General features: G+C 70.7%; 20 protein-coding genes. 10 read left to right on the forward strand and 10 right to left on the reverse strand.

Features of this window, described 5'->3' with window-relative positions:
- The first annotated feature begins 221 nt into the window (after positions 1-221).
- Both erpA and HNP84_RS46215 read left to right on the forward strand, forming a co-directional pair.
- Positions 222-575, forward strand: coding sequence for an iron-sulfur cluster insertion protein ErpA (gene erpA / locus HNP84_RS46210; protein ID WP_185056489.1), 354 nt, complete (start codon positions 222-224; stop codon positions 573-575).
- Between the two features lie 198 nt (positions 576-773).
- Entirely contained in the window at positions 774-1,760 is a 987-nt protein-coding gene (locus HNP84_RS46215; RefSeq protein ID WP_185056490.1) for a carbohydrate kinase family protein, read from the forward strand.
- Between the two features lie 57 nt (positions 1,761-1,817).
- Here the strand turns inward: HNP84_RS46215 and HNP84_RS46220 are convergent, their stop codons facing one another.
- Both HNP84_RS46220 and HNP84_RS46225 read right to left on the reverse strand, forming a co-directional pair.
- Entirely contained in the window at positions 1,818-2,087 is a 270-nt protein-coding gene (locus HNP84_RS46220; protein ID WP_185056491.1) for a sulfurtransferase TusA family protein, read from the reverse strand.
- Positions 2,087-3,220, reverse strand: coding sequence for a cysteine desulfurase family protein (locus HNP84_RS46225; protein ID WP_185056492.1), 1,134 nt, complete (start codon positions 3,218-3,220; stop codon positions 2,087-2,089). Before HNP84_RS46225 ends, HNP84_RS46220 begins: the two co-directional genes overlap by 1 nt.
- Positions 3,221-3,400: 180 nt before the next feature.
- Between HNP84_RS46225 and ctaC the strand changes: the two genes are divergently transcribed.
- The 4 genes from ctaC (at position 3,401) to HNP84_RS46245 (ending at position 7,605) form a co-directional block, all read left to right on the forward strand.
- Positions 3,401-4,159 carry an aa3-type cytochrome oxidase subunit II gene (gene ctaC / locus HNP84_RS46230; RefSeq protein ID WP_446697330.1) on the forward strand — a complete coding sequence of 253 codons (759 nt, stop codon included), beginning with the start codon at positions 3,401-3,403 and terminating at the stop codon, positions 4,157-4,159.
- Positions 4,156-5,823: an aa3-type cytochrome oxidase subunit I gene (ctaD, locus tag HNP84_RS46235; RefSeq protein ID WP_185056494.1), complete on the forward strand. Its 1,668-nt coding sequence runs from the start codon at positions 4,156-4,158 to the stop codon at positions 5,821-5,823. The genes ctaC and ctaD overlap by 4 nt, the downstream gene beginning before the upstream one ends.
- Positions 5,820-6,215 (forward strand): cytochrome c oxidase subunit 4, encoded by a 396-nt coding sequence (locus HNP84_RS46240; RefSeq protein ID WP_185056495.1) that lies wholly within the window; start codon positions 5,820-5,822, stop codon positions 6,213-6,215. The genes ctaD and HNP84_RS46240 overlap by 4 nt, the downstream gene beginning before the upstream one ends.
- Positions 6,216-6,369: 154 nt before the next feature.
- Complete coding sequence (locus HNP84_RS46245; RefSeq protein ID WP_312927237.1) at positions 6,370-7,605, forward strand: L,D-transpeptidase; 1,236 nt, start codon at positions 6,370-6,372, stop codon at positions 7,603-7,605.
- Positions 7,606-7,671: 66 nt separating this feature from the next.
- On the opposite strand, the gene HNP84_RS46250 is transcribed toward HNP84_RS46245, so the two are convergent.
- Complete coding sequence (locus HNP84_RS46250) at positions 7,672-8,472, reverse strand: SDR family NAD(P)-dependent oxidoreductase (protein WP_185056496.1); 801 nt, start codon at positions 8,470-8,472, stop codon at positions 7,672-7,674.
- A 66-nt stretch (positions 8,473-8,538) separates the two neighbouring features.
- Positions 8,539-9,114 carry a TetR/AcrR family transcriptional regulator gene (locus HNP84_RS46255; RefSeq protein ID WP_185056497.1) on the reverse strand — a complete coding sequence of 192 codons (576 nt, stop codon included), beginning with the start codon at positions 9,112-9,114 and terminating at the stop codon, positions 8,539-8,541.
- Positions 9,115-9,209: 95 nt separating this feature from the next.
- On the opposite strand from HNP84_RS46255, the gene HNP84_RS46260 reads away from it, so the two are divergent.
- Positions 9,210-9,800, forward strand: a complete 591-nt coding sequence (locus HNP84_RS46260; RefSeq protein WP_185056498.1) for a TIGR03086 family metal-binding protein — start codon at positions 9,210-9,212, stop codon at positions 9,798-9,800.
- A 662-nt stretch (positions 9,801-10,462) separates the two neighbouring features.
- Here the strand turns inward: HNP84_RS46260 and qcrB are convergent.
- The 4 genes from qcrB to ctaE are packed head-to-tail and all read right to left on the reverse strand — an operon-like array spanning position 10,463 to position 14,661.
- Positions 10,463-12,127, reverse strand: coding sequence for a cytochrome bc1 complex cytochrome b subunit (gene qcrB / locus HNP84_RS46265; RefSeq protein ID WP_185056499.1), 1,665 nt, complete (start codon positions 12,125-12,127; stop codon positions 10,463-10,465).
- Positions 12,124-13,221: a cytochrome bc1 complex Rieske iron-sulfur subunit gene (qcrA, locus tag HNP84_RS46270; RefSeq protein WP_185056500.1), complete on the reverse strand. Its 1,098-nt coding sequence runs from the start codon at positions 13,219-13,221 to the stop codon at positions 12,124-12,126. The genes qcrB and qcrA overlap by 4 nt, the downstream gene beginning before the upstream one ends.
- Complete coding sequence (gene qcrC / locus HNP84_RS46275; protein WP_185056501.1) at positions 13,214-14,029, reverse strand: cytochrome bc1 complex diheme cytochrome c subunit; 816 nt, start codon at positions 14,027-14,029, stop codon at positions 13,214-13,216. Before qcrC ends, qcrA begins: the two co-directional genes overlap by 8 nt.
- Before the next feature lie 17 nt (positions 14,030-14,046).
- Positions 14,047-14,661 (reverse strand): aa3-type cytochrome oxidase subunit III, encoded by a 615-nt coding sequence (gene ctaE / locus HNP84_RS46280; RefSeq protein ID WP_185056502.1) that lies wholly within the window; start codon positions 14,659-14,661, stop codon positions 14,047-14,049.
- A 260-nt stretch (positions 14,662-14,921) separates the two neighbouring features.
- Between ctaE and HNP84_RS46285 the strand changes: the two genes are divergently transcribed.
- The 3 genes from HNP84_RS46285 to HNP84_RS46295 all read left to right on the forward strand — a co-directional run bounded on the left by HNP84_RS46285 (position 14,922) and on the right by HNP84_RS46295 (position 17,416).
- On the forward strand, positions 14,922-15,326 hold the full coding sequence (locus HNP84_RS46285; RefSeq protein WP_185056575.1) for a response regulator transcription factor: 405 nt from the start codon (positions 14,922-14,924) through the stop codon (positions 15,324-15,326).
- Positions 15,327-15,397: 71 nt separating this feature from the next.
- Complete coding sequence (gene trpD / locus HNP84_RS46290; protein ID WP_185056503.1) at positions 15,398-16,450, forward strand: anthranilate phosphoribosyltransferase; 1,053 nt, start codon at positions 15,398-15,400, stop codon at positions 16,448-16,450.
- Positions 16,451-16,540: 90 nt separating this feature from the next.
- On the forward strand, positions 16,541-17,416 hold the full coding sequence (locus tag HNP84_RS46295; protein WP_185056504.1) for a sensor histidine kinase: 876 nt from the start codon (positions 16,541-16,543) through the stop codon (positions 17,414-17,416).
- On the opposite strand, the gene HNP84_RS46300 is transcribed toward HNP84_RS46295, so the two are convergent.
- Both HNP84_RS46300 and HNP84_RS46305 read right to left on the reverse strand, forming a co-directional pair.
- A complete protein-coding gene (locus HNP84_RS46300; protein ID WP_185056505.1) occupies positions 17,359-17,646 on the reverse strand; it encodes an Lrp/AsnC family transcriptional regulator in 288 nt (95 codons plus the stop codon). The genes HNP84_RS46295 and HNP84_RS46300 overlap by 58 nt on opposite strands.
- 101 nt (positions 17,647-17,747) lie before the next feature.
- The gene (locus HNP84_RS46305) at positions 17,748-19,475 is read right to left on the reverse strand and encodes a DEDD exonuclease domain-containing protein (protein ID WP_312927240.1); all 1,728 of its coding nucleotides are present in this window, start codon (positions 19,473-19,475) and stop codon (positions 17,748-17,750) included.

The following is a 19,475-nucleotide window of genomic DNA, read 5'->3' on the forward strand; positions in this document are numbered from 1 at the left end:
TGGCTTGGGCGCGGGTCGTGTCTGGAGGAGGAGCGCAGGGAGCGAAGCGACCGGAGCGACGAGGGAAGACACGACCCTGAAGAGCGCCCAAGCCCTGCCCGCGCGAAGCGCGGGCCATAAGCAGGGAATGTGTGGGATGCGGCTCGTGTTGGTAGCGTCTTAGTAGGACGTCAACACAGCAGCCTGCCTTCGGGGGCTGTCCCAGACGCGGGAGTCAGCACATGACGGTTGAGAGCAGCGAGACCACCCAGCAGGGCCTGATCCTGACTGACGCGGCCGCCGCCAAGGTCAAGAGCCTGCTCGAACAGCAGGGCGAGGAGGGTCTCGCGCTGCGTGTGGCGGTGCAGCCGGGCGGGTGTTCCGGGCTGCGCTACCAGCTCTTCTTCGATGACCGGTCCATGGACGGCGACATCGTGTCCGAGTTCGGCGGCGTCAACGTCGTCACCGACCGCATGAGCGCCCCCTACCTCATGGGCGCCAGCATCGACTTCGTGGACACCATCGAGAAGCAGGGCTTCACGATCGACAACCCCAACGCGACGGGGTCGTGCGCCTGCGGCGACTCGTTCAACTAACGAAGGCCGCCGGAGCCCGCAGGCGGGGCCGGCCGGTTTCGGATGAAGACCTCGCATGCCCGCGGGCAGGCGAGGTCTTCGCGTATTCTTGCTGGGCTCATCCGTGGCTCATTCGTGGGCTCGTTCGCAGTGAACACGCGGACATCCGAAGCAGCGAACATCCGAAGCAATGATGCTGACAACGAGGAGAAGAACCCCGTGCGCATCGCCGTCACCGGCTCCATCGCGACTGATCACCTGATGACCTTCCCCGGGCGCTTCGGCGACCAGCTCATCGCGGAACAGCTCGATCGGGTCTCCCTGTCCTTCCTCGTCGACGACCTGCAGATCAGGCGCGGCGGGATCGCGGCCAACATCAGCTTCGGCATGGCCTGCCTGGGGCTGCGCCCCATCCTGGTCGGGGCCGTGGGCGCCGACTTCGCCGACTACCGCTCCTGGCTGGAGCGTCACGGCGTCGACTGCGACTCGGTGCACGTCTCCGAGCTGCGTCACACCGCGCGCTTCCTGTGCACGACCGACCAGGACCACAACCAGATCGCCTCGTTCTACAGCGGTGCGATGTCCGAGGCGCGCGAGATCGAGCTGGAGCCGGTGGCGAACCGCGTCGGCGGGCTCGACCTGGTCCTGATCAGCGCCAACGACCCCGACGCGATGATCAGGCACACCGAGGAGTGCCGCGAGCGCGGCATCCCGTTCGCCGCCGACATCTCCCAGCAGCTCGCCCGCATGGACGGTGACGACATCCGCAGGCTGGTCGAGGGCGCGGCCTACCTGTTCGGCAACGACTACGAGAAGGCCCTGGTCGAGCAGAAGACCGGCTGGTCGGAGGAGGAGATCCTGGACCGCGTGGAGGTCCGGGTGACCACGCTCGGGCCCAAGGGCGCCATGATCTCGCGCAAGGGCGAGCCGACGCTGCACATCCCGCCCGCGCCCGAGCTGAGCAAGGTCGATCCGACCGGTGTCGGCGACGCCTTCCGCGCCGGGTTCCTGTCGGGCGTCGCCTGGGGGCTGTCGCTGGAGCGCTGCGGCCAGCTCGGCAACCTGACCGCCACCCACGTGCTGGAGTGCGTGGGCGGGCAGGAGTACGAGCTGTCGCAGAAGACCTTCATGGAGCGCTTCGCCGCCGCGTACGGCGCCGAGGCCGCCGCCGAGGTGGCGGGGCACATCCGCTGCCACTACGCCTGACGGCGGGCGCGAGGCGACCGCGGGCGTGCCGCGCCGGCACGCCCGCCAGGGCGGGCCTCAGTAGTTGCGGCGCACGTGGATGGCCCAGCCGCCCTGCGGCAGCTCGTACGTGCCCACGTGCGGGTGCGACTTCAGCCGGCACCACGCCGGCACGTCGGTGTAGGCGGCCGGGTCGTCGGCGAGCACCGCCACGATCGCGTTCAGCGGCACCTCGTTGATCCGCTCGGCCAGCCAGATGATCGGGATGGGGCACTTCTTGCCCAGCGCGTCGATCGTCAGCGCGGGCGTCTGCGCCTCCTCCTGCGGTGCGGTCTGCCAGCGGGACATCACGTGTTCACCCCTGCCTCCCGGCGTATGCGGCGCACGATCTCCGGAAGCGCGGCCAGGAACGCCTCCACGTCGGCGGCGGTCGTGCCCCGGGGCAGCGACACGCGCACGTTGCCGTGGGTCAGCACCCCCATCGCCTCCAGGACGTGCGATGGTCGAAGCGTACTCGCCGTGCACGAGCTACCCGACGATACCGCGAACCCGGCCCGGTCCAGCTCGGTCAGCAGCGCCTCGCCCTCGACGTACAGGCAGGAGAAGGTGACGATGTGGGCCGCCCGCCGTACGGGCTCGCCGATCACCTCCACGTCGGGCACCACGCGCGGCACGGTGCGCCGGATGCGGTCCACCAGCTCCGACAGCCGGGCGTACTCCTCACGCTCGGCCCAGCTCGCCCGCAGCGCCGCCGCGGCGGCCAGGATCGCGGGCACGTTCTGCGCGCCCGGCACCTTGCCGCCCTCGCGCTCGTCCGACGGCAGCGGCGAGCGGTAGCGGGTGCCCTTGCGCACCGCGAGCACGCCCACCCCGGCCGGCCCGCCCCACTTGCGCGCGCTCGCGGCCAGCACCGACCACCCCTCGGGGATCGGCATGCGCCCGGCCGTCTGCGCGGCGTCCACCAGCAGCGGCACCCCGGCCTCGCGGCAGGCGGCGGCGACCTCGGCCACCGGCTGCAGCGTGCCGACCTCGTGGTTGGCGGTCTGCAGGCAGGCCAGCGCGGTGCCGGGCTCGGCCACGGCCGCGGCGAACGCCTCCACGTCCACCACTCCGGTACGGCTCACGCCGACCGTCTCGACCGTGCCGCCCTCGCGCTCGTGCGCCTCGCCCGCGTGCAGCACGGCGGAGTGCTCCACCGCGCCCACCACCAGCCTGCGGCCCGCCCGGCGGCGCCCGGCCAGCGCGCCGAGCACGCCGAGGTGCACCGCCTGGGTGCCCGAGGTCGTGAAGACGATCTCGTCGGGCCGGGCGCCGAGGACTTCCGCGACCTCGGCGCGCGCCTGTTCCAGTAACATACGTGCCCGACGGGCGGAGCCGTACAGGCGTGCCGGGTCCGCCCAGCCCGCGTCGAGCGCGCCGAGAAGCGCCTCTCTGGCCTGCGGATGGAGCGGTTCGGCAGAGGCCGCGTCGAAGTAGACCACAGCGCGACATTAACGGGGGCTGCGCAGAGGGGCGACGGGGGTTAGCGCTAATGTGTCCCCCAGCCAAGCTTGATTAACGCAATCGACCGCCCAGGAGAGGCTCCTGGGCTGCATCTGTGGGGTAGGCGATCCGTGAGTCCGACCCGCCGTCCGACACGGCGTCCGTTGGCCAGCCGCAGCGTGCCGCGCGCAGCCGCCGCGGCGCTGTTGCTGGCTTCAGTGTCGGCGTGTAGCACCGAAGAATGGGCCCGTGGCGGCATGCCCGAGTCCGCCACTCGCCAGGGCGACATCGTCCAGACTCTCTGGAACGGGTCCTGGATCGCCGCGCTCGCAACCGGTGCAGTCGTGTGGGGCCTTATCATCTGGGCCTGCATCTTCCACCGTAAGAAGAGGTTCTCCGACCAGGAGCTGCCGCCGCAGGTGCGGTACAACCTGCCGATCGAGATCCTCTACACCGTGGTGCCGATCATCATGGTGGCGGTCTTCTTCTACTTCACCGCCCGGGACCAGAACGAGATCAACCGGATCACGCCCAATCCCGACGTGACGGTCAAGGTGGAGGGCTTCCAGTGGAGCTGGCGGTTCACCACCGAGTACCAGGGCAAGACGGCGGTCGAGACGGGCGTCCCGGTCAACGACTACCGCGACGCCAAGGCCCCGCAGCTCGTGCTGCCGGTCGATCAGCGGGTGCGCTTCGAGCTGGAGTCGCCGGACGTCATCCACTCCTTCTGGGTGCCGGCGTTCCTGTTCAAGCGTGACGTCATCCCCGGCGTGCACAACGAGTTCGAGATCGACACGCTCGACCGGCCGGGTATCTACGCCGGGCGCTGCGCCGAGTTGTGCGGCGTCGACCACAGCCGAATGCTGTTCTCGGTGAAGCTCGTGTCCCAAGCCGAGTTCGACCAGTACATCGCCAGTCAGGCGGGGAGTGCTCAGTGACCGCCATCAACGAACCCGTCCGCCACGTCGCCGCCGCGAGGCCGACCCGTAAGGGCTCGATCATCGCGAAGTGGGCGTCCTCGACGGACCACAAGGTGATCGGCCACCTGTATCTGATCACCTCCTTTGCCTTCTTCCTGATCGGCGGCGTGATGGCGCTGATCATGAGGGCGGAGCTGGCCGCCCCCGGGCTCCAGCTCACCACGAACGAGCAGTTCAACCAGCTCTTCACCATGCACGGCACGGTGATGCTGCTGATGTTCGCGACCCCGCTGTTCGCCGGGTTCGCCAACGAGCTGATGCCGTTGCAGATCGGCGCCCCCGACGTGGCGTTCCCGCGCCTGAACATGGTGAGCTACTGGCTGTTCCTGTTCGGCAGCCTGATCGCGCTCAGCGGGTTCCTCACCCCGGGCGGCGCGGCGGCGTTCGGCTGGTTCGCCTACACGCCGCTGTCGGACGCGGTCAGCTCGCCCGGCATCGGCGGCGACCTGTGGATCATGGGTCTGACCATCTCCGGTCTGGGCACGATCCTCGGCTCGGTGAACTTCATCACCACGATCATCTGCATGCGCGCGCCCGGCATGACCATGTTCCGCATGCCGATCTTCACCTGGAACGTGCTGCTCACCTCGATCCTGGTGCTGATGGCCTTCCCGGTGCTGGCCGCCGCGCTGCTCGCCCTTGAGGCCGACCGCAAGCTCGGCGCGAACATCTTCGACAGCGCCACCGGCGGCGCGCTGCTGTGGCAGCACCTGTTCTGGTTCTTCGGCCACCCCGAGGTGTACATCATCGCGCTGCCGTTCTTCGGCATCGTGACCGAGATCCTGCCGGTGTTCAGCCGCAAGCCGCTGTTCGGCTACATCAGCCTCGTGGCCGCGACCATCGCCATCGCGGGCCTGTCGATCACGGTCTGGGCGCACCACATGTTCCCGACCGGCCAGGTGCTGCTGCCGTTCTTCTCGTTCATGACCTTCCTGATCGCGGTGCCGACCGGCGTGAAGTTCTTCAACTGGATCGGCACCATGTGGCGCGGGCATCTCACCTTCGAGTCGCCCATGCTGTTCTCGATCGGGTTCCTGGTCACGTTCCTGCTCGGCGGCCTCACCGGTGTCATCCTGGCCTCGCCGCCGCTGGACTTCCACATCAGCGACACCTACTTCGTGGTGGCCCACTTCCACTACGTGGTCTTCGGCACCGTGGTGTTCGCGATGTTCGCCGGCTTCTACTTCTGGTGGCCGAAGTTCACCGGCAAGATGCTCAACGACACCCTGGGCAAGGTCCACTTCTGGTCCCTGTTCATCGGCTTCCACCTCACCTTCCTGGTGCAGCACTGGCTCGGCGTCATCGGCTTCCCCCGCCGTTACGCCGACTACAGCGCGGGCGACGGGTTCACCCTGCTGAACCAGATCTCGTCGGTGGGCGCCTTCGTCCTCGGCGCGTCCACCCTGCCGTTCCTGTGGAACGTGTGGCGCACCCACAAGAGCGCGCCGAAGGTCACCGTGGACGACCCGTGGGGCTACGGCGGTTCGCTCGAGTGGGCGACCTCCTGCCCGCCGCCGCGGCACAACTTCACCTCGCTGCCGCGCATCCGGTCTGAGCGCCCGGCGTTCGACCTGCACTACCCGCACGTCTCCGCCAAGCCTCAGTTGGAGGGTCAGCGATGAAGGTCCAGGGCTGGCTGTTCCTGCTGTGCGGCGTCTTCTTCGCCGCCGTGGACATCGTGTACTGGTTCTGGTCCCGCGAGCCCGTGGGCACCACGGCGATGGCCATCTCGGTGGGCTTCGCCTTCATGATCGGCTACTACCTGATGTTCACGGCGCGTCGCATCGGCGAGCAGCCGGAGGACAACAAGCAGGGCGAGATCGCCGACGGCGCGGGCGAGATCGGCTTCTTCAGCCCGCACAGTTGGTGGCCGCTGTTCGTGTGCCTGGCGGTGGCGCTGACCGCGCTGGGCTTCGTCATCGGCTGGTGGCTGTTCATGATCGGCGTGTTCGCGGTGATCATGGCGTCGATCGGCTTCGTGTTCGAGTACTACCGGGGCCACTTCTCGCACTAGCCTGGCTTGTGCCGGACGGGCGATCGGCCGCGGGGCCGATCGCCCGTTTTGATGTTTTTTGCAGATGACATGGTAGGCAACAAGCAACCATGTGGTGACTATGGGTAGTAACTCCTCATAAGCTCGGCCTGCTGGCTGCTTGGGGGGAGCGACCGTGGGACACCAGAGACGCCTGGAACCGTACCTGAGACGCCGTGGCGCCGCTGCCGTGGGCCTGCTGGCGCTGGCACTGGTCACCTCGTGCTCGGCCGGCGTGGGAGCGGCCACCGAGGCCACGCCGAACGCGGCGGGCGCGTCGGTCAGCATCACCCCGGCCGACAAGACGGGTGACGTGGCGCCCGACACCCCCGTGCTCGTCGCCGCGCAGAACGGCACCCTCGTCAGGGTCACCGTCACCGCCGCCAAGGGGGGCGCCCTGGCGGGCGTGCTGAGCGCCGACCGTACGCAGTGGCGGAGCAAGGGCACCGCCAAGCCCGGCACGACGTACACGGTGACGGCGGTGGCCAGGGGCGCCGACGGCAGGACCACCGAGACCACCAGCACGTTCTCCGTGGTCAAGGCCACCAGCTCCTTCGAGGTGGAGAGCATCCTGCCGAGCAAGGACGTCACCGGTGAGACCGTCGGCGTCGGCATGCCGATCATGATCACCTTCGATCGCGACATCACCGACCGGGTCGGCGTCGAGCGCAATCTGGAGGTGCAGTCCTCCAAGCCGGTCTTCGGGGCCTGGCACTGGTTCGACGACCGCACCGTCCACTTCCGGCCCAAGGAGTTCTGGCCCGCGCACACCAAGGTCCGCCTGATCGCCAGGCTCGCGGGTGCGCGCGGCGGCGAGGGCATGTACGGCAAGAAGGACTACGTCCTCGACTTCAAGATCGGCCGCTCCCAGATCAGCAAGGGTCGCATCGACGAGCACTACATGCGGGTCAAGCGCGACGGCAAGGTGGTCAGGACGATCCCGTTCAGTGCCGGCCAGGGCGGCGTCATGAAGTACCACACCACCAGCGGCATCCACCTGGCCATGTCGCGCGAGCCCGTCACCGTCATGACCTCGCCCGGCATCGGCCCCGGCCAGCCCGGCTACTACCAGCTCACCGTCTACAACACCGTCCGCATCTCCAACAGCGGCGAGTACGTCCACAGCGCGCCGTGGTCGGTCGGCTCCCAGGGCCGCGCCAACGTCAGCCATGGCTGCGTGAACATCAGCCCCGAGAACGCCCGCTGGTTCATCGACAACACTCTGATCGGCGACCCCATCATCCTGACCGGCAGCCCGCGCCCGCTGGAGCCCACCAACGGCTGGGGCCACTGGCAGGAGTCCTGGCAGCAGTGGCTGCAGTGGAGCAGCCTCGGCTTCGGCCACACCACCACGCCCCTGGCCGCCGCCTGACCCGGCCGGCCTCCGGCCGCCCCGGCTCCGGGCCCTACAGCGCCCTGAAACGCCCGTACGCGGCCGTCAGCGCGCCGGTACGGTGAGCGCGTCGGCCACCTGCCGGGTCACCCTGCGCCCGATGAGGGCCAGCAGCTTGCGCGGGCGGCGCGGCATCAGGTGCGCCATGCCGAAGTTGCCCCGGCCGGGCACGACGTAGCCGCGGTCGCGGTCGAGCGCGCGCAGCGCCGCCGTCACCACCTCGGCGGGCGTGCCCATCTTGGCGCCGATCGCCGCCTGGCGGGAGCCGATCACGTCGAAGAACGCGGTCTCGACCGGGCCGGGCGCGACCGCGAGCACCTTCACGCCGCTGCCGCGCAGCTCGCTCCACAGCGCGAGGCTGAAGTTGAGCACGAAGGTCTTGGACGCGGCGTACGTGGCGAAGTACGGCGAGATGGCGAAGCCGGCCGTGGAGCCGATGTTCACCACCGCGCCGCGCCCGCGCGCGAGCATGCCGGGCAGCACCATGTGGGTCAGGCCGACCAGCGCGACCACGTTGACCATCAGCTCGTCGCGCTCGCGCTCGGCCGGGATCTCCGCGAAGCGCCCGGCGGTGCCGAAGCCCGCGTTGTTGACCAGCAGGTCCACGGTCAGGCCGCGCGCCTCCAGCTCCGCCGCCACGCGCTCGGCGGCCCCGGGTGAGGCGAGGTCCTGCCCGATGACCTCGGCCTCGATCCCGTGCGCGGCGCGCAGCTCCCGGGCGAGCGCGTCGAGCCGGTCCACGCTGCGCGCGACGAGGACGAGGTCGTGGCCGCGGGCGGCGAGCTGCCGGGCGAACTCGGCGCCGATGCCCGAGGAGGCACCGGTCACCAAAGCGGTCGATCGCATGGGGACTCCTCTCTATGTGAGTCCCAATGTAGCAGTTATTCGCTTATATGAGTCACTATGTCTCAGTTAATCCTGGCGGCCCACCCCGTACAGCAGGGTGTCCAGCATGCGCGCCGCCAGCAGGTCGGGCTCCGCCTCCCCGGGCTCCTGGTGCGCGGTCTCGGTGAGCAGCGCCAGGTAGGCCCGCCGGACCCAGGCGGGGTCGGCGTCGGGCCGCAGCAGACCCTCCTCGCGGGCCCGGCGGAAGGCGGCCTCGCACCTGGCCATCACGCGCTCCCGGATGCGCCCCGCCTCGGCGCCGAGCGGGACCGTACGGGCCAGGGCGAACCGCCACCCCGACTTGATTCGCAGGATGTTGGCCGTGGCCTGGTGCAACGCCACCAGCGGGGGAGCGGTGGCGGGGTGGGCGGCCTCGATCGCCTCGTCGATCTCACGCCAGGCCGTGGCCTCCATGGCCTCGATCAGCGCCTCCCGGCTGGCGAAGCGGCGGTGGATGGTCGCCCGCGAGACCCCCGCCTCCTCCGCGATCTGCTCCATCGTCGCCGCCGGATTGCCGCTCAGCAGCCGCTCGGCGGCCGTGGTGATCGCCCGGATGCTCCGCTCCGCGTCGGCCCGCAGCCGCCTGCCGGTCGTGGTGCCCATGGCCGCATGCTAGCGATGCCGGTCCGCCGATGGCCGGGCACGCTGGCGGAACGGACCGTTCCGCTCTTCAATGTGGGGGACGAAAGGGGAACGGCATGAGCGGCGGGACGGACTGGACCGTACTGACGGACGCGCACGAGGCGCTGCGCACGGCGGTACGCGGTGTGGGCGACGACGGCTGGGCACGCCCCACGCCGTGCACGCAGTGGAACGTCACCCAGGTGCTGCAACACGCACTGGGCGACCAGATCGGCTTCGCCGGCTTCATCACCGGCGGCCCGATGCCGGACGAGGACCCGTTCGCCCCCTCCGGCGTACTCGGCGGCGACCCGCAGGAACTCGCGGAGGCGGCGATGCGAGCCTCAGCGGCGGCCTGGGCCACCGTCCCACCGGGCACGGCCGATGTGCCCTCCCCGGTGCCACCGGGCAAACTGCAAGCCGAACTGGGCGTCGGCATATGCGCGCTGGACGCCGCCGTACACGCCTGGGACATCGCCATGGCCACCGGCCGCCCCTCGCCCCTCACCCCGGCCCTGGCCCGCGCCCTCCTGCCCACCGCCCACGCCCTCGTGGACCCACTGCGCGCCTTCGGCGCGTACGCCCCGGCACTCCAGCCCCACGAGGGCGACGACGAGGCGGCATCCCTGCTACGCCACCTCGGCCGAGACCCCCACTGGACCCCTTGAGCAGAGGCGGTGTCCGGGCAAGAGGAGCGACGGAGAGCGAAATGCTCGCCCTCAGCGCGCCCAGGCCCGGCCCACGGCGAGCAGGGGCCAGGGCATTGCGCGTGGTTTGCGGTGCCTTGTAGGAGTTCCGCGAGCAGGCGCGGGTTGTGTTGGGCCTGAGGTGAGTGGGAGCGGGTGCGCCCAACCCCTGTGCATGTGGGGCGCAGGCCCTGAGCACGAGCGCGGGTGGGTCGCGTGCGTCCTATCGGGGTTCCGCGAGGGAGGGGGGCGGGCCTGGGCGGGTCAGTTCCCGTGGGTGGAGGAGGGCGAGGTCATGTCCGGACGGGGGAGGGCGAGAGCCTGACACGGCCGGTTCACGGCCGACGAGCGAAGACACGAGCCTCGGGGCGCGGCCAAGCCCTGCCGGTGCCGGGGCACGCGCATGAGCACAGCGCGAGTGGGTTGCGGGTGTCCTGCCGACGTTTCGCGAGTGGGTTGTGGTGGCTTGGGCGCGGGTCGTGTCTGGAGGAGGAGCGCAGGGAGCGAAGCGACCGGAGCGACGAGGGAAGACACGACCCTGCAGGGCGCCCAAGCCCGCCCGTGCGGAGCACGGGCCATAAAGCACAGAGCCCGGACGCCGATCGCGTCCGGGCTCTGTGCGGTGTGCCGGTGGGGCAGTCCGGTCAGTGGGTCAGGGACTTGTCGTCGCCGGTGCCCGAGCCGATGGCGGCGTGGTGCTCGCCGTGGCCGTCGCCGTGCCCGTTGCCGTGGCCGGCGTCCAGCGGGATCTTCTCGCCGCCGTACGCCTGGCTCATGCGGGCGCGGAGGCGGCCCACCGGGCCGCGCAGGCCGCGCGGGGGGACCCCGTCGGTCTCGGACGCCTCGGCGCCGTCGATCATCGGGATGGCCTCCTTGCCGCGCATGTGGGCCTCGATGTCCTCGGCCGGGGGCACGTGGACCTCGATGAACTCACCGTGCGGCAGGCGCTGGATCACGCCGGACTCCACGCCGTGCCCGATGATGTCGGCGTCCTTGCGCTGGAGGCCGAGGCACATGCGGTAGGTCACGACGTACGCGATGGCCGGCAGGACGAAGATGGCGATCCGGCCGAACCACGTGGTCGCGTACAGCGAGATCTGGAAGTTGGCCGAGATCTCGTCGTTCGCCCCGAGCAGCCACAGCACGCCGTAGAACGTGATGCCCGCCATGCCGATCGAGGTGCGGACCGGGTTGTTGCGCGGACGGTCGGCGATGTGGTGCTCGCGGTTGTCGCCGGTGATCCAGCGTTCCAGGAACGGATACAGCGCCAGGCCGGTCATGACGATGCCGAGTGGCACCAGCGCCGGGATGATCACGCTGAGCGGGATCGTGTAGCCCAGGACGTTGATCTCCCAGGCGGGCATGATTCGCAGCGAGCCTTCGAGGAAGCCCATGTAGAAGTCGGGCTGCGAGCCCGCCGAGATGTCGGCCGGTGTGTACGGGCCGAACAGCCAGATCGGGTTGATCTGGGCGAAGGTGCCCAGGCCCGCCAGGACCGCGAAGGTGAACAGGAAGTACGCGCCCGCCTTGGCCATGAAGGCCGGGTAGAACGGGGCGCCCACGACGTTCTGCTCGGTGCGGCCCTTGCCCGGCATCTGCGTGTGCTTCTGCACCCACATGAGGATCATGTGCGCGGTGACCAGTGCCACCAGGATGCCCGGGATGAGCAGGATGTGCAGCGTGTAGAACCGGGAGATGACGTCCTCGCCGGGATACTCGCCGCCGAACAGGAAGAACGAGATGTACGTGCCGACGAGTGGCAGTGAGATCGCCACGCCCTGGGTGATCCGCAGGCCCGCGCCCGACAGCAGGTCGTCGGGGAGCGAGTAGCCGGTCAGGCCCTCGAACAGCGCCAGCGACAGCAGCAGGACGCCGATGATCCAGTTCAGCTCGCGCGGCTTGCGGTAGGCCCCGGTGAAGAACACGCGGAGCATGTGCACCATCATGCCGGCGATGAACAGCAGCGCCGCCCAGTGGTGGATCTGCCGCATCAGCAGGCCGCCGCGCACCTCGAAGCTGATGTGCAGCGACGAGGCGTACGCCTCGGAGACCATGACGCCCTTGAGCGGCTCGTACGGCCCGTCGTAGATGACGTGCCCCATGCTGGGCTTGAACCAGAACGTCAGGAACGTACCGGTCAGCAGCAGGATGATGAACGAGTAGAGCGCGATCTCGCCGAGCAGGAACGACCAGTGGTCGGGGAAGATCTTGCGCATGTTGCGCTTGAGGAAGTTCCCCGCGCCCAGGCGGTCGTCCAGCCAGCCGCTGGTGCCCGCGATCGGCTTGGGAACGGCGGTGGGGGTGCTCATGAGGTCCTCCCCTGGTTCCTGACCTCGGCCTCGGCGTCGCCGCGCTCCCAGAAGCTGGGACCGACCGGGACCGCGAAGTCGCCCTTCGCCACGAGGTACCCCTCGGAGTCGACGCCGATGGGCAACTGGGGCAGCGGGCGGGCCGCGGGACCGAAGATCACCTTGGCGCCGTCGGTGGCGTCGAAGGTCGACTGGTGGCAGGGGCACAGGATGTGGTGGGTGGTCTGCTCGTACAGGGCCGCGGGGCAGCCGACGTGGGTGCAGATCTTGGAGTAGGCCACGATGCCGTTGTGCATCCAGTTCTTGTTCGTCCCCGACTTGATCTCCTCGGGGCGAAGGTTGATCAGGATGAGCGTGGCCTTGGCCAGCGCGGTCAGGTCGTGCTCGTAGCCCTCGGGCACGACCGACAGCAGGCCGCCCGGCGAGTTGAAGTCGGCGGCCCTGATCGGCTGGCCCGAGCCCTCGACCACCAGCCGCAGCTCCTTGCCGCCGTTGTGCTCCGGGCTCCAGACCGTGTGGCGCAGCTTGGTCTCGGGCAGCGGGCCGAGGTCCTTCAGCAGCACCAGCGGGGCCAGGCCCAGCGGCGCCGCGGCGGCCAGCAGGGTGCGGCGCAGCAGCGGGCGCTTGGTGATCCCGCTCTCCTGGGCGCCCTGGAGGAAGGTCTCGCCGACGTAGCTCCTGGTCTCGGCGTCGGAGCGCATCGGGTGGCGCTCCTGGACCAGGTTGTACTTGGGCATGACGCCGCGCACCCACACCACGATGCCGACGGCCAGCCCCAGCAGGGCCAGCGTCAGCGTGCCGCCGAGCGCGAGGTTGGACACCGCGGTGTTGTCAACGGTGTTCACCTGGAAGGCGACGTAGGAGGCGATGAACCCGATGCCCGACAGGAAGGTGATGAAGAAGCAGAGCGCGGCGATCCGCTCGGCGCGGCGCGCCTTCTTCTCGTCCGGTGGGTGGACGCCGGGGACGGCGGCCTCGCCGGCCTGCTCCTCCCGGCCGAGCAGGGATGTGCCGCTCGCGGGGGAGGGGGTGCCGATGACGCGCTTCGGTGCGCGGTCCTCCGGCAGCTCTGTGCCTGGGGTGTGGTCAGTCATTGGTCTGTCGCTTCTTCGCGGTGATCCAGATGGCGGCGAGCGCGAGGGCGCTGATCCCGGCGATCCACGCCACCAGGCCCTCGGTCACGGGGCCGATGCGGCCGAGGCCGAAGCCGCCCGGGTCGGTCTGGTTCCGCACCCCGACGATGTAGGCGATCATGTCGCGCTTCTCCTGCGGCGAGATGACGGAGTCGTTGAACACGGGCATGGCCTGCGGGCCGGTGATCATGGCCTCGTAGATCTGCTCCGGCGTGGCCTCGTTCAGCGGCGGGGCGAACTTGCCCTCGGTGAGCGCGCCGCCGGCGCCGACCCAGTTGTGGCAACTGATGCAGTTGGCCCGGAACAGCTCACCGCCCTTGGCCATGTCGGCGCCCTCGGTGGAGACATCGGCCTTGGTGGGGACGGTCGGGCCACCGCCGAGCGACTGGACGTACGCCCCGATCTGCCGGATCTTCTCCGGCGTCACCCACTCGGGCAGCGGCTTGCGCAGCGCCTGGGCCCCGGAGTAGGTGGCCGCGGGCATGCGCCCGCTGCTCATCTGGAAGTCCACGGCGGCCGCGCCCACGCCGACCAGGGTCGGCCCCGCGGCGGTGCCGACGGCGTCGGTGCCGTGGCAGCTCATGCAGTGGGCCTCGAACAGCTTCTCGCCCTCGGCCACGTCGTCGACCTTGCCGGTCGCGATCGCCGCGTCGGCGCTCTGGTCGCCCAGGGCGGTGAGCGTGTACACGCTCCCCGCCAGGACGAGAGCGAAGAGCAGGACGGCGTATCTCGCGAGGGGATGCCGCCGCCCAGCGGTGATCCTAAACACAGAGATCCCCGTTCCCGTTACTGGATGATGTAGATGGTCGCGAAGAGGCCGATCCAGACGACGTCGACGAAGTGCCAGTAGTAGGACACGACGATCGCGCTGGTGGCCTGCTCATGCGTGAAGCGCTTCGCGGCGTACGTGCGTCCCAGCATGAACAGGAACGCGATCAATCCACCCGTGACGTGCAGGCCGTGGAAACCGGTGGTCAGATAGAAGATCGAGTCGTAGGCCGAGTGGGAGAGGACGTGCCCCTCCGCCGCGAGCTGGCCGTACTCGTAGACCTGGCCGATGACGAAGACCAGGCCCATGAGGAAGCTGACGACGTACCAGAAGCGCAGCTTGCTGACCTGGCCCTTTTCCGCGGCCCACACGCCCATCTGGCACGTCACACTCGACAGCACCAGAATGATCGTGTTCGCCGTGGAGAACGGGACGTTGAGGTGAGCCTCGGGCCAGGGAAGCCCGTCGCCGATGCTCACCGACCGGATGGTGAAGTACATCGCGAACAGCGCCGCGAAGAACATGAGCTCAGAGGACAGCCACACGATGGTCCCGACGCTGACCAGGTTGGGTCTGCGGGACGGGTGTGCTGCCGTCGTCGTTACTGCGGATGCTGTCGCCACGGGCAGCATTATTGCGGCTCCCCTGGTCGGGTCGCCGCACGACCCCCCGTTAGGGGGGTTAGGACTCCCCGTAAACGGGGCAAAACACGCTAATTATCGGTGCATGCGCTCCGGCCTGGGTATCCGTGCGGCGCGACCGGTACCATCCCAGGTGACCATACCTCTTGGACCGCGCGGGCGCGCGGACGCCCGGGGGTCTGGTGGACCGCATGGGTTCCGACGCGAGAGAGAGCACGACCTTGGCCAGCGACGCAGGCACCGACGAGAAGATGAGGGTGCTCGTCTACAGCGACGACGCCGCAACCCGTGAGAAGGTACGCCTCGCGATCGGGCGCCGTCCCGCCGTGGACGTGCCCTTCGTGGAGGTCGTGGAGTGCGCGACCCAGCCCAAGTGCGTGCAGTACCTCGACTCCGGCGAGATCGACGTGGCCGTGCTCGACGGCGAGGCGCGGCCCGCCGGCGGCATGGGCGTGGCCCGCCAGGCCAAGGACGAGGTCTACGACTGCCCGCCGATCCTGCTCATCGTCGCCCGCCGCGACGACCGCTGGCTGGCCACCTGGTCCCGCGCCGACGCGGTCATCGGCCAGCCGATCGACCCGGTCGCCCTCGCCGACGCCGTCGCCGGGCTCATGCGGCAGCGCCTGGCCTCCCGCGGCAGCCTCACCACCCGCTGACGGCCCCGCCCGGACCCCCGCCCAGACTCCTGCCCGTATCCCGACCGTCCCGGCCACCTCTGGAGAAGCCCATGGACGCGCGCACCACCTGGCCCGCGCTGTTGTCGGCCCTGCTCGCCGGCGAGCACCTGACCGCCGACGAGACCGCCTGGGCCATGAGAGAGATCATGACGGGCGCGGCCACGCCGTCGCAGATCGCGGCCTTCGCCGTCGCGCTGCGCGCCAAGGGCGAGACCGTGGCCGAGGTCGCCGGCCTGGCCCGGGTCATGCTCGACCTGGCCACCCCGCTGTCGGTCCAGGGGCCCGCGGTGGACATCGTGGGCACCGGAGGCGACCGCGCCCACACCGTCAACATCTCCACCATGGCCGCGATCGTGGCCGCGGCGGCGGGGGCCCGCGTGGTCAAGCACGGCAACCGCTCCGCGTCGTCCTTGTGCGGCGCCGCCGACGTGCTGGAACACCTCGGCGTCGTGCTCGACCTCGCCCCCGAGCAGACCGCCAGGGTCGCCGACGAGGTGGGCATCGCGTTCTGCTTCGCGGCGTTGTACCACCCGGCGCTGCGCTTCGCCGGGCCGACCCGCAAGGAGATCGGCGTGCCGACGGTGTTCAACTTCCTCGGCCCGCTGTGCAACCCGGCCCGCCCCGCCGCCCAGGCCATCGGGGTCTTCGACGCGCGCATGCTGCCCATCATGGCGGGCGTCTTCGCCGAGCGCGGGGTCTCGGCGCTGGTGTTCCGCGGCGACGACGGGCTCGACGAGCTGACGATCTCCACCACCTCCACGGTGTGGGTGGTGCGCGACGGCACCGCCACCCAGACCACCTTCGACCCGGCCGTCCTGGGCATCCCGCGCTCTCCCGCCGACGCGCTGCGCGGCGGCGACGTGGAGTTCAACGCCCAGGCGGTGCGCGACCTGGTGGCCGGCAAGACCACCGGGCCGATCCGCGACGCGGTCCTGCTCAACGCCGCGGCCGGGCTCGTCGCCTTCGACGGGCCGGGCGACGACCTCGACGCCGCCATGCGGGCCGCGTACGCCCGCGCCGGCGAGGCCGTCGACTCCGGCGCCGCCGCCGCCCTCCTGGAGCGCTGGATCGAGACCAGCCGCGCCCTGCACGGCGCGTCCTGACGGGTCAGGGCGACCCTACTCATACAGGGGGAGTGTTCATCCCCCTGAGAGCGGATGTTCAGGTGCCGAGCGCGCCATAACCTTCGGGGCATGCGCGCTTATCCTCCCGATGCGATCGCCCTGGCCATGCCGGTGGCCACCGGTCTGGCCGCGGCGGCGCTCGCCTTCCTCGCGGGCCTGGCGGGGATCATCGGCTGGTGCGCCCAAGAGCGGCGCAGGCTGCTGCGCCGGCTGCGGGCCGAGCGCGACCGCCTGGCCGCCCAGGAGCGCGAGCTGGAGTGGGCCGCGGCGGCCGAGGAGCGCTTCCGCATCGCGGGGGAGATGCACGACGTGGTCGCGCACGGCGTCAGCGTCATGACGCTCGGCGTCGGCGCCGGCCGCATGATCATGGACAAGGACCCGGAGCGGGCCAGGCAGACCCTCCGCGAGGCGGAGGAGTCGGGCCGCCAGACGCTCACCGACCTGCAGCGCATGGTGGGCCTGCTGCGCGGGCACGCCGACCCCGCGCGCGGCGGGACCGAGCCCCAGCCGCGCCTGTCGGACCTGCCCCGGCTGGTGGCCGCCTGCGCCGACGGCGGCCTGCACGCGGAGCTGACCGAGGACGGCCGCCGCCCGGCCGGGCTCAGCCCGCTGCTGGAGCTGGCGGTCTGCCGGATCGTGCAGGACGCCCTGGGCGACGCCGTACGCCACCGCGCCGCCACCGAGGCGCGGGTGAGCCTGCGCTGGCGCCACGACGCCGTGACTGTGATCGTGCGCGACACCCCGGCGCCCGGCCGCGACCCCGCTGCACGGGGCCCGCTGACGGCCGCGCGGGAACGTGCGGGCGTGTTCGGCGGCACCGTCACGGCCGGGCCGCTCCCGTCGGGCGGCCACGAGCTGCGGGCCGGCCTGTGGCTGGCGGGCGTCGGTCAGTCGGCCTCGTCGAGCCCGATGGAGAATGCGGCCTCCAGGTCGTGCTTGGAGTAGGTGCGGAACGCGAGGTGGGTCTCGGTGTGCAGCACGCCGGGCACCTTGTTCAGCCGCCCCGGGATGATCTCGGCCACCATCTCGTAGGACGGCACGCGGACCATCGCCAGCAGGTCGTACTCACCGGTTATGGAGTAGACCTCGCTCACGCCGTCGAGATCGGCGATCATCTCGGCGACCTCGGGAATGCGGTCCACCTCTGCGTTGATGTGCACGATCGCGGTGACCACGAATCCTCCAAAACAGCGCTGCCTCCACTATTTACGGAGGCATCCGGCAAACCACTATCAACCCTATCGCTCACCTGCACCGGCGCCTTCCGCCGCCGGGCTCACCGCAGCGGCCTGCCCTCGCGCTGCGAGCGCCGGGCGAGCGGCTCGTACGCCCGGTCGATGCGCGCCTTCAGCCGGGCCGCGCCGTGGGTGGGCATGCTCCAGCCGCCCTCGATCTGCACCAGCCGGATGCCCGGCGACTCCAGCCAGCGCAGGATGCACTCGGTCTCCTCGGCGCTGGCGGCCGGGGTGGGCCCCGGGCCGGGCGCGACGGTCTCGGCGGTGGCGACCAGCGCCTCGACGTACGGGGTGGGGTGCGCGCCCCGCGGCATCACCCCCGCCGCGGCCAGCCGGCCGTAGCGGATGACGTGCAGCTCCCACCCGCCGTCGAAGGCGGGCGCCGCGGCCACCAGATGCGGGATGCGGGTGAGGCCGCGCAGCCGCTGCATGCGCGCGGCCGTGCGCACGTACGCCGCGAGCCGGTCGCGCTCGGACGCGGCCTCCTCGTAGCGCTGCTCGACCGACAGCCGCTCCATGCGCGCCTCGACGGCCGTGAACACCATGGCGGCGTCGTGCTCCATCGCCCGCCGCGCGCTCTCGACGTGCAGCGCGTAGTCGGCCTGGCTCTCACGGCCCTCGCACGGCGCGCCGCAGCGGCCGATCTCGGCCAGCGCGCACGCCGACCGGAGCCTGGTCGCGCTGAGCCGCTCGGTGCACTGCCGCAGCGGCACCGCCTCGTGCAGGGCCGTGCGGGCGTCCTCGGCCGCGCGGCTGCTGCCGAACGGGCCGAGGTAGGCGGCGTCGTCGGCGCGCAGCTCGCGCACGATCGACAGGCGGGGGAACGGCTCGTCGGTGAGCTTGAGCCACACCACCTTCTCGGGAAAGCGCGACCTTCGGTTGTAGCGCGGCTTGGCGGCCCCGATCAGCCGCAGCTCGCGCACCTCGGCCTCCAGCCCGGTCGCGCACACGATCGTGCGCACCCGCTCGGCGATGCCGATCATCTCGCGGATGCGCGACCTGGTCTCGCCGGCGGTGAAGTAGCTGCGCACCCGGGTGCGCAGGTTGCCGCTCTTGCCGACGTACAGCGCCTCGCCGCGCCGGTCCTCGAACACGTAGACCCCCGGCGCGCTGGGCACCGAGTCGGCGAGGTGGCGCTTGCGCTGCTGCTCGGGGGTGGGGGTGCGCACGAAGCTGCGCAGCTCCTCCAGCGTGTGCACGCCCAGCGAGCCCGCCCGCTCCAGCAGCGCGTGCAGCACGTCGGTGGTGGCCCGCGCGTCGGCCAGCGCCCGGTGGCACGGCTCGGTCGCGGCGCGGAAGAACCGCGCCAGCGTGCCCAGCTTGCAGTTGGGCACCTCGTCGCGGGTGAGCATGCGCCGGGCGAGGTCGGCGGTGTCGACCACGGGGTTCGCCGGCGCCGGGTAGCCCAGCGCGGCGCAGGCCGCCTTGATGAACCCGGTGTCGAACGGGGAGTTGTGCGCCACCAGGGTGGCGCCGGTGATGAACTCCAGGAACGCCGGCAGCACCGAATCGATCCGCGGGGCCGCCATCACCATCGAGTCGGTGATGCCGGTGAGCACCGAGATGAACGGCGGGATCGGCCCGCCCGGATCGACCAGAGTGGCGAACTCGCCCAGCACCTCCCCGCCGCGCACCTTGACCGCGCCGATCTCGGTGATCGCGTGCTCGGCGGGGGAGCCGCCGGTCGTCTCCAGGTCGAACACCACGAACGTCACCTGGTCGAGCGGTGTGCCCAGCTCGTCCAGCGTGCCCTGAACCGCGATCTCCAC

It is taken from the genome of Thermocatellispora tengchongensis (assembly GCF_014202315.1).
In the GTDB taxonomy this organism is placed as follows: Bacteria; Actinomycetota; Actinomycetes; order Streptosporangiales; family Streptosporangiaceae; genus Thermocatellispora; species Thermocatellispora tengchongensis.